This is a genomic window from Streptomyces sp. NPDC001450 (genome assembly GCF_053597295.1).
The window spans coordinates 193,462-205,998 of sequence record NZ_JBSFHY010000002.1 but is presented as its reverse complement, the minus strand read 5'-3'; the positions used below and the strand labels follow the sequence as shown (position 1 = coordinate 205,998).

General features: G+C 73.1%; 11 protein-coding genes and 1 pseudogene. 2 read left to right on the top strand and 10 right to left on the bottom strand.

The genetic code is table 11. The annotated features are described in order from the left end of the window. Positions 1-73: 73 nt before the first annotated feature. The 6 genes and pseudogenes from ACWC5O_RS02830 to ACWC5O_RS02805 all read right to left on the bottom strand — a co-directional run bounded on the left by ACWC5O_RS02830 (position 74) and on the right by ACWC5O_RS02805 (position 8,482). The gene (locus tag ACWC5O_RS02830) at positions 74-1,054 is read right to left on the bottom strand and encodes an AraC-like ligand-binding domain-containing protein (RefSeq protein WP_450581843.1); all 981 of its coding nucleotides are present in this window, start codon (positions 1,052-1,054) and stop codon (positions 74-76) included. 84 nt (positions 1,055-1,138) lie between these two features. Beyond that, positions 1,139-1,562 (bottom strand): annotated as a pseudogene (locus ACWC5O_RS02825) (hypothetical protein); the annotation flags it as partial. After that, positions 1,546-2,517 (bottom strand): alpha/beta hydrolase, encoded by a 972-nt coding sequence (locus tag ACWC5O_RS02820; RefSeq protein ID WP_450581845.1) that lies wholly within the window; start codon positions 2,515-2,517, stop codon positions 1,546-1,548. The pseudogene ACWC5O_RS02825 and the gene ACWC5O_RS02820, both read right to left, overlap by 17 nt. Before the next feature lie 206 nt (positions 2,518-2,723). Continuing rightward, positions 2,724-3,647 (bottom strand): helix-turn-helix domain-containing protein, encoded by a 924-nt coding sequence (locus ACWC5O_RS02815; RefSeq protein ID WP_450581847.1) that lies wholly within the window; start codon positions 3,645-3,647, stop codon positions 2,724-2,726. Between the two features lie 109 nt (positions 3,648-3,756). Further along, entirely contained in the window at positions 3,757-5,592 is a 1,836-nt protein-coding gene (locus ACWC5O_RS02810; RefSeq protein WP_450581849.1) for a BTAD domain-containing putative transcriptional regulator, read from the bottom strand. A 61-nt stretch (positions 5,593-5,653) separates the two neighbouring features. Continuing rightward, positions 5,654-8,482 carry an AfsR/SARP family transcriptional regulator gene (locus ACWC5O_RS02805; protein WP_450581851.1) on the bottom strand — a complete coding sequence of 943 codons (2,829 nt, stop codon included), beginning with the start codon at positions 8,480-8,482 and terminating at the stop codon, positions 5,654-5,656. Positions 8,483-8,652: 170 nt separating this feature from the next. Between ACWC5O_RS02805 and ACWC5O_RS02800 the strand changes: the two genes are divergently transcribed. Together ACWC5O_RS02800 and ACWC5O_RS02795 are read left to right on the top strand one after the other, a co-directional pair. Next, complete coding sequence (locus tag ACWC5O_RS02800) at positions 8,653-9,216, top strand: AMIN-like domain-containing (lipo)protein (protein ID WP_450581853.1); 564 nt, start codon at positions 8,653-8,655, stop codon at positions 9,214-9,216. Between the two features lie 98 nt (positions 9,217-9,314). Beyond that, a complete protein-coding gene (locus tag ACWC5O_RS02795) occupies positions 9,315-10,142 on the top strand; it encodes a maleylpyruvate isomerase family mycothiol-dependent enzyme (protein WP_450581855.1) in 828 nt (275 codons plus the stop codon). A 6-nt stretch (positions 10,143-10,148) separates the two neighbouring features. Here ACWC5O_RS02795 and ACWC5O_RS02790 read toward each other — a convergent pair whose 3' ends face one another. The 4 genes from ACWC5O_RS02790 to ACWC5O_RS02775 all read right to left on the bottom strand — a co-directional run bounded on the left by ACWC5O_RS02790 (position 10,149) and on the right by ACWC5O_RS02775 (position 12,498). Beyond that, positions 10,149-10,376, bottom strand: coding sequence for a hypothetical protein (locus ACWC5O_RS02790; protein WP_450581857.1), 228 nt, complete (start codon positions 10,374-10,376; stop codon positions 10,149-10,151). Then, on the bottom strand, positions 10,363-10,653 hold the full coding sequence (locus ACWC5O_RS02785; RefSeq protein WP_450581859.1) for a DUF6400 family protein: 291 nt from the start codon (positions 10,651-10,653) through the stop codon (positions 10,363-10,365). The genes ACWC5O_RS02790 and ACWC5O_RS02785 overlap by 14 nt, the downstream gene beginning before the upstream one ends. Positions 10,654-10,716: 63 nt before the next feature. Further along, complete coding sequence (locus tag ACWC5O_RS02780; protein ID WP_450581861.1) at positions 10,717-11,451, bottom strand: hypothetical protein; 735 nt, start codon at positions 11,449-11,451, stop codon at positions 10,717-10,719. Positions 11,452-11,529: 78 nt separating this feature from the next. Then, positions 11,530-12,498 (bottom strand): threo-3-hydroxy-L-aspartate ammonia-lyase, encoded by a 969-nt coding sequence (locus tag ACWC5O_RS02775; protein WP_450581863.1) that lies wholly within the window; start codon positions 12,496-12,498, stop codon positions 11,530-11,532. Positions 12,499-12,537: the final 39 nt, after the last annotated feature.

Sequence of the window (12,537 nt, the reverse complement as noted above, 5' to 3'; positions counted from 1 at the left end):
TGCAGAAGGTGTGGAGGATGTGTATATCACGCAGATGGTCGACGTCGGCACGCGTTCTCGGGGAGCGAGCGGGTCACATGCTCACGGCGATGCGCACCCCGTCCGACGCACCGTCAAGCTGCCATTCCCTGGGCGTCATCCCGTACGCGGCGCGGAAGGAGCGGCTGAAGTGGCTGGGGCTCACGAAACCCCAGCGGCGGGCGACGGCCGCCACGCCGCCCGACTGCGCCTCGGGCCTCAGCAGGTCCCGTCGGCATCGTTCCAGGCGCTGAAGCCTGATCCAGCCGCCCACCGTCACTCCCCCGGTCCGGAACAGCTGGTGCAGGGAGCGGACCGACATGAAGTGCGCCGCGGCGATCCCGGACGGGGAGAGTTCCGGGTCCGACAGGTGGCGCACGATGTGGTCCTTCACACGCACCAGGGTGGCCGCGGCGGTCTCCGAGGACGGTGGCGCGAGGCGTCCGCGCCGCTCGTCGATCAGCAGCGCCAGCAGGTCGAGCGCCGTGGCGGCGACCTGCCGGCCCGCGGTGTCGTCGAAGCTCTCCGAGGCACGCGCCATGCGGGTGAAGTACGCCGACACCAGTGCGGCGCCGGCCTCGTCGGGGCGGAACGCCGTGGCCGTCACCGTCCGCAGATCCTCGTCCGGCACTCGGAGGGCCTGGCGGGGGAAATGGAAGGACGTGAAGCGGAAATTCTCGTCGAGTCTCTTTCTGAACCGTCGGGAGGAATCCGAGAGCGAGAACTCGCCGGGCCGTATCACGGCTTCCCGTCCGTCCTGCTCCTTGAGCGAGGAGCCCCGGAACTGGAGGCTGAGGGTGAGGAACTCCTGGCCGTCGCGGGCGATGAGACGTCTGCTGCGCGTCACCAGTTGCGGGCCCGCCTCGACATGGGCGACCTGCAGCACGCCGATGCGCCTGCTGACGATGCTTCCCGGCGACGGTTCCCTCTCCAGGAAGGTGACGTCGAGCGGGATGAAGGTGCGGGACACCGCTTCGTGCCAGCGCTCTGCCCGGGCGGAGGCGGCGAGGGGCGCCGTGGAGAGAACGTCGGACACCAGGCTCCACGAAGTGTCGGAAGAGGATGCGCGTACAGGCCCGCCCTGCCGCACGGGCGGAAGGGCGGGCTCCGTGGCGTGCGGTCAGCTCGTCGCGCGGACCGCGTCGCGGATCAGTCCGGCGACCTCCTTGGGCCGGGACACGGCGACCGCGTGCGACGCGTCCGCCAGCTCCAGGACGGTCGCTCCGGCCCGCTTGGCGCCATAGCGCTCGACCTCCGGGTTGATCTTGCTCACCAGCGGCCAGCGCGGGAAGCGGCCCTGCAGCTCACCGAGGCTCTCGCCCTCCACGAGGACGTAGGCGGCCACGGAGGCGACGTAGGCGGCGTCGACGGCGAGACCGCGATGGGGGTCCCCCCGGTTCGAGCGCAGCCGAGAACTGGGGAAGGGTTGGGCGGGCGACGACGGGGATGCCCTCGCGCTGCAGTTCTCCGACGACCCCGGACCAGCCGGCCGCGTCGGCGAACGCACCGTGTACGAGGACTCGAGTCTCAGGCGGCGTGCAGAGCGGTGCGCAGGGTGGTGACGGCCATCGTGATGGCGGCCTCGGCGGCGTGGGTGCCGCGCAGGGCGTTGAGCATCACGAAGTCGTGGATGATGCCCTGGAAGCGCACCGCGGTGACCGGGACGCCGGCCTCGCGGAGCTTGTTCGCGTACGCCTCGCCCTCGTCGCGCAGCACGTCGGCCTCGCCGGTGATCACCAGGGCCGGCGGCAGCCCCGCGAGCTGCTCGGTGGTGGCGCGCAGCGGGGACGCGGTGATCTGCGCCCGCTCGGCCTCGTCGGTCGTGTACTGGTCCCAGAACCACTGCATGCCGTCGCGGCGCAGGAAGTAGCCGGTGGCGAACTGGCGGTAGGAGCCGGTGTCGAAGCTCGCGTCGGTGACCGGGTAGAACAGCACCTGCTGGACCAGCGGGAGTCCGCCGCGCTCCTTGGCCATCAGGGTGAGGGCGGCGGTCATGTTGCCGCCGACGGAGTCACCCGCCACGGCCAGCCGGGAGCCGTCCAGCCCCTTGGCCGCGCCCTGCTCCACGACCCACCGGGCAACGGCGTAGTTCTGCTCGATGGCCACCGGGTAGCGGGCCTCGGGCGACAGGTCGTACTCGGGGAAGACGACCGCGGCGTTCGCGCCGACGGCGAGTTCACGCACCAGCCGGTCGTGGGTGTGGGCGTTGCCGAAGACCCAGCCGGCGCCGTGGATGTAGACGATCACCGGCAGGGAGCCGGTGGCGCCGGCCGGCTTGACGATCCGCGCCCGGACGCTGCCCGTCGGACCGCCCGAGACGGTGATCCACTCCTCGTCGACGGCCGGCTTCTCGATGTCGCCGGACTGCACCTCGTCGACCGCCTTGCGGCCCTCCCCCGGGGCAAGGTCGAACAGGTACGGCGGATTGGCGGTCGCCTCCGCGAACTCGGCGGCGGCGGGCTCCAGCACCGGCTGAACCGGCTCGACGGCATCGGACATGTGATTCTCCTCGGATTTCGGGGGCGCCGGATCGTCCGGCGCATCTGCTGCGTTCTCCGGCACCGCTGTGCGCCACCGTAGATCCGCTGGGCGGAGGTCAATTGCCCGTGAGCGCACGGTCGGTGTGCCGACCGTGCACGGATTCGTTCAGCGCGGCTGGAGGCGCGCGGGAGGGACGGTCCGGTGCGACGACGGGAAGCAGCCGGTCACCGGCCCGCGCAGTCCCGCCACTCGCGCGGGGTCATCCCGTACGTGGCCCGGAAGACGCGGCTGAAGTGCGTGGCGCTGGCGAAGCCCCAGCGGCCCGCCACCGCGGCGATGGTCCGGGTCCCGCGGGAACGGTCCGCGAGTTCGCGCCGGCACTCCTCCAGCCGACGCAGCAGGATCCGCCGGCCGACCGTGGTCCCTTCGTCCGCGAAGAGCTTGTGCAGGTACCGCACGGAGATGTGGTGGGCGCGGGCGATCCGCTGGGGGGACAGCTCCACATCGGTCAGGTTCAGGTCGATGAACCCGAGGATCCGGCACACCAGGGACGACTGCTCGTCGGCGGCCGCCCTCCCGTGTTCCCGCAGGTGCTCGGTGGCGAGGGTGGTGAGCAGGTTCACGGCGTTCCAGGCGAGCATCTCGCCGACCGCGGGCCGCGACGCCACGGCGGTGTCGGCGAGGTCGGACAGGAACGGCGAGAGGAGCGAGCCCATCCGGGAGTCGTGGCGCACGGGCAGCCTGGTGATCCGGTGCAGGGCGCGGTCGGTGAGCCCCAGCAGTTCGCGGGAGAGCAGGAACGTCTTCGTGCGGCATCCCTCGGGGAGGTCCAGCGAGGGCGGGCGATGCAGGTCGTAGAAGCAGATGTCACCCGGGCCGAGTCCGCCGTCCACGGAGGGTTCCTGCAGTAGCAGCGGCCCGACGCCCCGCACACCCACGAAGAGGTACTCGCCGCTGTCCCGGGCGATCCACCTGCGGGGCCCTCCGGAGAGGTCCGGTTGCCCGTGCGGCGAGCGTTCGCGGGGCAGCGCGGCGGGGGCCGGGTCCGTGATGAGGATGTCGAGTCCCATGGCCCGCCGCCACACCGGGCCCGGTTGCGTTGACCCCGGGTGTCCGCCGCTCGTCTCGATGCCGGTCGTCACCGTCATCCGCCGTCGCCTCCGCTCTGTCGTCATGTGAAGCGGCGCTGGAGAAGGCCACTTCGCCGGGAGCGTAGGCCGGGGGATGTGCAAAAAGAGTGACAAGGAAGTGACGGAGCTACTCGGTCAGTTCGGTGGCGAAGGCGCGCAGCAGCTCGTGCAGGGCGTAGTGGCCGGGCGCGGCCTCGGCCTCGGTGACGAGGTGCGCCTCGGCCAGCTCGCCGAGGAGCGTCCGGGCCTCGCGCGCCGGCAGGTCGGCGAGTGCCGCGGCGGTACCGGCCGTGACGAAGGGGCCGGTGTGCCGCGGAAGCAGCCGGAACAGCCGGGCGCCCTGCGCCGACAGGGTGCGGCAGGAGCCGCGGAACGCGGCGCGGACGTCGGCCGCCCCCTTGGCGGAGGAGAAGGCGTCGAGGCTGCCGTGGGAGGCGCGGAGTTCGGCGGCGAGGGCGGCCAGCGGAAATTCTCTGCGGCTGCTGGCGCGCGCGGCGACGACGGCGAGGGCCAGCGGCAGCCGCCCGCACCGCACGACGATCTCCTCGGCCGCCTCGGGTTCGGCGGCCACGCGGTCGGAGCCGATCCGCCGGGCCAGGGCGGCGCGGGCGTCCGCCGCGGACGGCAGGTTCAGCCGCAGCGGGCGTGCGCCGGCGGCGATCAGGCCGGGCAGTCCGTTACGGCTCGTGACCACCGTCAGGCAGCCGGGCGAGGCGGGCAGCAGGGGGCTGACCTGCTCGGTGTCGGCGGCGCCGTCGAGGAGGAGGAGAACGCGGCGGCCTGCCAGCAGGCCTTGGCAGAGGCGGGCGAGGGCGTCCAGGCCCTCCGGCATCCGTTGCACGGGCACGCCGAGGGCGGTGAGGAGCTGCCGTAGCGCCTCGGCGGGTGCCAGGGCGGCCCGGCGCGGGTCGAAGCCGCCCAGCTCCACGTGGAGTTGGCCGTCCGGGAAGCGGTCGGCGGCGCGGTGCGCCCAGTGGACCGCGAGGGCGGTCTTGCCGATGCCCGCCATCCCGCTGATCAGGACGGTAGCGGGCGCATGGCCGGTGGCCGCCGTGGCGTCGGCGAGGGCGCTCAGTGTCCCGAGCTCGGCGCCGCGGCCCGTGAAGACGGCGAGGTCGGGCGGCAACTGGGCGGGCCGGACGAAGGGTTCCGGAGACCTCGGTCGCGTCGGCCGCGTGTCCCGCGCGGTGCTGTGCCCGGCGGGCCGCACCTCCTGGCGCAGGACGCGGGCGTGGGCCGCGCCCAGCTCGGGACCGGGTGCGACGCCCAGCTGCGCGGCCAGGTCGCGCCGGACGTCCTCGTACGCGGTCAACGCCTCGGCCTGCAGTCCGCAGGACGCCAGCGACATGACCAGCCGGGCGTGCAACGGCTCGTCGAGCGGCTCGAGTTCGGCGGCTCTGCGCAGGGCGGGGAGCACCTGTTCCGACCTGCCGCACAGCAGGGCGGCGTCCGCGGCCATCCGCGCGGTGCGCACGATGTCCCGCTCCACGGCCGCGAAGTGCGGGTGCGCGCGTGTGGCCGCGGGTATCCCTGTCGCCACCGGACCACGCCACAGGGCGAGGGCGTCGGCGAAGTGCCGTACCGCCTCTTCCGGCCGTCCGGTGGCGGCGGCCCGCATGCCCTGTCGGGCGAGGTCACGGAAGCACAGCAGGTCGACCTCGTCGGTGTCCGCCTCCAGTAGATAGCCACCGGTGCGGCCCGGCAGGCGCCGTCCGGGCGCGCGCGGCGGCAGCCCCGGCTCCAGCAGCCTGCGCAACGCACCGACGTAGCGGCGCACCACGTTCCGGGCACTCGCAGGGGGTTGCCCGGACCAGAGCACGTCGACGATCTCGCTCATCCGCACGGGCCGGCCCGTGTGCACCAGCAGCAGCCCGAGCAGCGCCCGTTGCTGGGGAAAGCCGAGATCCAGCTCGGTCTCCCCCCGTACCACCCGCAGGGATCCGAGCACTTCGAACCGCGTCACTTCACCGAACCCCGTCCTGCACGGCCACAGACCGCCACCGCATCGCCCGTGCGCGCACCGCTCACACCGCGCCGGGCCATGCGTCCCGTCCGTCGAGTCTGGCCCGGACCCGGTCGGCGTCGGGATGGCCGAGGGCGGTGAGGAGGGTGAGGGCCTGTTCCCAGGCGGCCCGGGCGCTGTCGCGGTCGCCGGTGGCCAGGTGGGTCTCGCCGACGCGGGTGAGCGTGTCGGCCTCCGGGTACGGCACCCCGAGCGCGCGGTACAGGGTCAGCGCGTTGCGGTAGCCGAGCAGGGCGTGCGGGTGACGGCCGAGATGGTGGTAGGCGTAGGCGATGCTGTCCCAGGTCGCGGCCTGGCCGTAGCGGTCGCCCAGGTCCTGGAGCAGGGTCAGGGCTTCGAAGCAGTGCGCGAGGGCCTGCCGGTGCTCGCCGAGCAGGACGTGGTACCAGCCGACGGAGTTGAGGACACTGGCCTGCGCCGGCCGGTGGCCCGCGGTGCGGAACAGGTCGAGGGCGAGCCGGTTGTGCCGCAGGGCTCCGGCCAGGTCGCCCTGCTGCTCGCTCGTCCAGCCCAGGCTGCGGTGGGTTCCCGCCCGGCCGACGAGGTCACCGACACCGGTGAACAGCTTCAGGGCTCGGTCGAGGTGGGCACGGGACTGCTCGTGCAGCCCCAGTCTGCCCGCCGCCCGGCCTGTGCCCCGCAGGGCGCGGGCCTCCAGGGCGGGATCGGCGAGCCGTAGCGCGGCGTCGAGCGCGGTGCGCTGGGCGGCCAGTCCGTCGTGCCAGTGGCCGCGCCGTTCGAAGTACGGCTCCAGGGACCAGGCCAGCAGACACGTGAGCCGGTCGCGTCGGGAGGCCGCCGCCTCCCGGATGACGGCGGGCAGCGCCCCGTACTCGGCACTGAGCCAGGCGAGGGCCTGGCTGTCGTCGGCGAACGGTTCGGCGTGCGGGCCCTCCGACAGGGGCGGGAGATCCCCGCTGGGGTCGAGGAGCGCACCGGCGGCATGGGCGAAGTGCAGGTAGTGCGCGAACAGTCGGTCGACCGCCTCCTGCCGCTCGGCCTCGCCGTGGTGGGCCTGGAGGAGTTCGGCGGCGTGCGCGCGGAGCAGGTCGTGGAAGGCGTAGCGGCCGGGTGCGGGTTCGTTGACGAGGTGGACGCCGGAGAGTTCGGCGAGCAGGGGACGCACCTGACGGAGCGGCAGCCCGGCGAGCGCGGCCGCGGCGGACGGGGACACGTCCGGGCCGGGGTGCAGGGCGAGGAGCCGGAAGAGCCGGGCGGCCTCTGCCGACACGGCGCGTACGGACCAGGAGAAAACCGTGGCGACGTCCGCCGAGGTGTCGGGGCGGGTGAAGGCGTCGAGGCTGCCGTGGGCCGCGCGGAGTTCGGCGGCCACGGCAGCCAGCGGGAAGTGCGGGCGCAGGGCGGCACGGGCGGCCACGCAGGCGAGGGCGAGGGGCAGTCCGGCGCACCGGGTGATGATCGCGTCGACCGCCCCGGGTTCGGCGGCGATCCGCTGTGCGCCCAGCCGGCCGGCGAGGAACGCCCGCGCCTGGCAGGTGTCGAACGGCCGCAGCGTAAGGGAGCGGGCTCCGTGGGCGGCCACCAGGCCGGTGAGTTCGTCCCGGCTGGTGACGATGGTGAGGCAGCCGGGCGCGCCGGGCAGCAGAGGCCGCACCTGCTCCGCGTCACGCGCGTTGTCGAGCAGGACGAGCACCCGCCGTCCGGACAGCACGCTGCGGTAGAGCGCGGCCTGGGCGTCCAGGCCCTGCGGGATGCGCTCCGGCGGCACCCCCAGCGCGTCGAGGAAGCCGCGGAGGGCCTCCCCCGGATCGGTGATCGCCCCGGACGGAGCGAAGCCGCGCAGGTCGACGTAGAGCTGCCCGTCCGGATACCGGCCGGCGACTTGGTGGGCCCAGTGGACGGCGAGCGTGGTCTTGCCGACCCCCGCCATGCCGCCGAGCACGGAGATCAGCACCGTCTCCGAGTGCTCCGCGTCGCCGGCGAGCGAGCCGAGCACCTCGTCGAGCTCGCTGTGCCGCCCGGTGAACGTGGCCAGGTCGTGGGGCAGTTGAGCGGGCACGGCAAGGTGCGAGCCCGGCAGTTCCCGGGGCGGTGTGTCGGCACCCGGACCGGTCGCCTCGTGCAGCGCGTCCCGCAGTTCGGGGCCGGGATCGATGCCCAGGTCGTCGGCGAGGCGGCCGCACGCGGTTCGGTAGGTGTCCAGAGCCTCGGCGCGCCGGCCGGTGGCCGCGAGGGCCAGGACCAGCCGGGCCAGCAGGGGCTCGTCCAGGGGGTGCGCGGCGACGGCCTGCCGGAGTTCTGGCAGCACCCTTTCCGGTACGCCGGCGCGCAGTGCCGCGTCGGCCGCCTCGCGCACGGCGGCGAGGCGCTCGCGCTCCGGCCCGCCGACCGCGATACGGTCGCGCACCTCCGGGGAGATCCCGGCGGCAACCGGTCCGTTCCACAGCGACAGCGCTTCGGCGAGCAGGTCCACCGCCCGCGCGGGCGAGCCCTCGGCGGCGGCCCGCCGGGCTTCGTCCCGCACGTCGCGGAACCGTACGAGGTCCAGGATGTCGCCGTCGGTGACCAGACGGTAGCCGCCCGCGCCGCGCACCAGTCGGCGGCCCGACGCCCGCGCGGGCAGTCCCGGCTCCAACAGGCGGCGCAGGGAGCCGACATGGCGGCGGACGACGTTGACGGCGGTGCGCGGCGGGTGCGGTCCCCACAGCGCGTCGACGATCTCGGGTACGGGCACGGGCCGGCCTGCACGAAGCAACAGGAGGGCCAGCAGCGCCTGTTCCTGAGGCCCGCCGAGTTCCAGCTCGCGCTCCCCGCGCCAGACCCGCACCGGCCCCAGCACCGCGAACCGCACGGCCGACTCGTCCGGCATGACGCCCCCTCCGGTCTGCCTCCCCGGCCTCGACTGTACGTCAGCGGATCAGTTACCAAGAGTTACTGCACCGCGGAGATCCCTGGAAATTCCGACACCTCTGCGTGCAACCATTTGCTATAGGCGCGTGTCTCACCCCATAGCAGCATGACTCGACCAAGGGGGACATCATGCGAAGAATTGGGGCAGTTATAGCGGCGCTCCTTCTGGCGGGCGCCGGGTTGGGGACGGCGTCGAGCGCGGCGGCCACCACACAGGCAACGGCCTGTCCGACCGGCTGGGGCAGTGGCGCCAAGGGCGGTCCCACCACCGGTGCCGCGCCGCTCGACGACATCAGGACCGGTCGGCACGCCTGCTTCGACCGCATGGTCTTCGACGTGCCCGGCGGTGGCCGGTCCATCGGCTACTACGTCAGGTACGTCCACCGACTCCACCAGACCGCCAGCGGCCGGTACATCCCGGTCGGCGGCGGGGCCGTGCTCGACGTCCACATCGGCGCGCCGAGTTACGACCCGGAGACCGGCGCGGTGACGTACCCGGGGCGGGTGGGCCACACCCTTCCGGGCGTGAACGTCAGTGGGTACCGGACCTTCAGGGACACCCGGTTCGCCGGCAGCTTCGAGGGAGAGACGCAGATCGGTCTCGGGGTCCGGGCCCGCCTGCCGTTCCGGGTGATCCAGCTGTCCGACCGTCTGGTGATCGACGTGGCCCACAACTGGACGGGCAGCCGCTGATCACGTGCCGCCCGCAGGCTTGCCCTGTGTTCCCGAGTCTGGTTGGGTACCCGGCGCCCCGTGCGCACGGAGCACGGCAGACGGGAGAGGCGGGCTGCGTGCGGTCGACGGAACGGCAGGACGTCGGGGGGCCGTTGCCCGAGGAGCTCGGGCAGGCGATACGCGGGACCGCCGAGGACATCGCCACGCTGTTGCGAGGCGTGCCCGACCCGGCGGTTCCCGTACCGGGATCGGCGTGGACCGTCGGCGAGGCGGCCGCGCATCTGGCCCTGGCCAACGAGCTGATGGCCGACCTCGCGTCCGGGCGCGAACGCCCCTACGGCGACGGCACCCCGCAGAGCCTGGCCGCGGCGAACGAAGAGTCGCTCGCCGCCTTCGGGGAGCGCCGGGCGCAGCCGCTGGCGGCGATGATCGCGGAGCAGGCCGAGGTGTTTCTTGACGCCATGACGTGGACGGCCGCCGAAACGGCTGCACCGACGACGCCGATGGGCCCCATGAGCCGCGGCGTTCTCGCGTCCTACCTGCTCACACACATGCTGGGCCACGGTTACGATCTCGCGCGTGCCCTGGACCGCCCGCACATGGTCGACGGCGCGCGCGTGAGCCTCTGCATGCCGTTCATGCTCTCGGTCATGCCGCGCGTCACGAACACCGCTGCCGCCGCCGGGCTCACGGCCCGCTACACGGTCCGGCTCCGCGGGGGCGAGGCGTTCGGCGTGTCCCTGGCCGACGGCACCGTGCAGGTGACACCGGGGCCGCCGCCGGACCGCTCGGACTGCACCATCCTCATCGAGCCCACCGCCTTCCTGCTCGTCGCGCTGGGCCGGCTGAACCCCTGGCGTGCCATCGCCCGGGGGCAGATCCTCGCCTGGGGATCCAAGCCCTGGCTGGCCCCCCGCTTCCCGACCCTGTTCACCGCGCCCTGAGCCGTCTCACCCCTGGGACCGGGTGGCTCCGAAGTGGGTCTCGTGGGTCCAGACGTGGGTGCAGGACGGGCACTGCAGGTGGAGCAGACTGCCGGTGTTGGAGAGCAGGTAGCGCCAGTGGGAGCGGCACTCACCGCCCTGCGCGCAGGTGGCGCACTGCCGGCGGTCGTCGCAGTTGGGGCAGTCCACCCAGGCGCGGCGCCCGATGTCGGCCTGCGGATCAAGCGGCAGCATCGCCGCCCCCGCGCCTGGGGAGCACCCCGGCCGCGACCAGTTCGTCGTAGATCCGCTGCTGCTCCGCGTCGAGGCCGGAGTACAGCAGGTCGTACGCCTCCTCCTCACCGCGCAGCGCCGCGACGGGGTCCCAGTCGGGCCCCAGCGCTGCCAGGGCGTGCGTGCGCCGGAGCATCTCGTGCGCGGTCAGGTCGACGACGAAGTCGACCGGCTCGGACTCGCTCACCGCGGCAGGCTCGTCCGGCTCGCCAGGAAGGATGGGGTCAAAGGAGGACATACGATCGAACGTAGGTAAGCCTTTCCCGCCACGGCAAGAGCAGGTGGGGGAAGTCACAGCAGGTCACTTCAGGATGTTGACCGCCCGCGCGACCACCAGGACGACGGTCACCAGGGAGACCGAGGACTGCAGCATCATCAGCATCTTCGCCCACCGCGACAGGGGCATCACGTCGGTCGGGCTGAAGGCGGTGGAGTTGGTGAAGGACAGGTACAGGTAGTCCAGGAACGTCGGCTCCCAGTCCGGCGGGGCGACCTCCGGGCTCTGCATCTGGACGAAGAGGAAGTCGGCGTGCTGCCGCCTGCCGAGGGCCCGCGCCATCGGGCCGCCGCGGTCCCACTCCCAGTACCACAGGGCGAACACGATGACATTCGTCAGCCAGATGCCGCCGCCGGCCAGCAGCAGCGGTACCGCGTCCTTCCCCGCGCGGCCGCCCACCAGCTCCGCCACGAGCCGGACGGCCGCCAAGCCGTTGGCCAGGCTGATGACGGAGATCAGGCCCAGGCCCAGCCACCGCAGCCGGCGCGTCCGCGGCTCTACCCGCCGGGGGTTCGCGGCGATCAAGCCCGCCAGCAGCACCAGCTCCAGCACCGGCAGCGCCCAGTACGGCTGGAGCGCGAGCCGGTGCGGCAGCATCAGCTGCAGGGCGACCGCCACCAGGATCACGGCGGTCACCGCCCAGCGCGGTTCCCCGTGCGTCGCCCGCCGCCACGCGGGAACCAGATCACGCTCGCCGCTCTCCAGCAGTCGCTCGATCCTGGCCAAGCGGTTCTCGGCGTCGCCCATGTCATCGGTCATGGCGAAGATTGTCCCGGGCGGCGGGCCGCGCGGCGGAGGGGGTGCCGTACAGCGGGCGTACCGGCGCCGGCCTGCGGTTCAGCCGCTGATGAGGGCGGTGAACCGCTCGGTGTCGATGTTGCCGCCCGAGGCGATGACGCCGATCCGCCGCGGGAGGTTCTCGACACGTCCGGCCAGCAAGGCTGCCAGGCCCGTGGCGCCGCTGGGTTCCAGGACGATCTTCAGGCGCTCGAAGGCGAACCTCATGGCCCGGACGATCTCCTCGTCGCTGACCAGGGTGACGGCGTCGACCAGGCGCTGGTTGACGGCGAAGGTGATCTCACCGGGGGTGGAGAGCGCCTGGCCGTCGGCGATGGTGCGGGGCACGGGGATGGTGACGCGCTCGCCGCTCTCCAGGGAGCGCTTGGTGTCATCACCTGCCTCGGGCTCGACGCCGATCATCCGGATGCCCGGATACAGCGCCTTGGCGGTGGTGGCGCTGCCGGCGATGAGGCCGCCCCCACCGACGGGCACGACCAGCGCGTCGAGTTCTCCGGTGTCCTCGAGGAGTTCCAGGGCGGCGGTGCCCTGGCCGGCGATGACGTGGGGGTGGTCGTAGGGCGGGATCAGGGCCAGGCCGCGGTCCTCGGCCAGGGCCTCGCCGAGGGCGGTGCGGTCCTGGGTGTAGCGGTCGTACGTCACGATCTCCGCCCCGTATCCGGCGGTGGCCTCCCTCTTGGAGCGGGGGGCGTCCTCGGGCATCAGGATGACGGCACTGGTGCCCAGCTCGCGGGCGGCCAGGGCGGTGGCCTGGGCGTGGTTGCCGGAGGAGTACGCGGCGATGCCCTTGGCCAGTTGTTCGGGAGAGAGCTGGGCGGCCGCGTTGTAGGCGCCGCGGATCTTGAAGGCGCCGATCCGCTGGAAGTTCTCGCACTTGACGAACACCTCGGCACCGACGAGGGCGTCGAGCGTGCGCGAGGTGAGGACGGGGGTGCGGTGCGCGATGCCCTTGAGGCGCGCGGCGGCATCACGGACGTCGTCGAACGTTACGGGCGAAGCGGCGGTCATGGCGTGTCCTTGTGGGAGAAGGCGGGAGGTGGTCGGGAA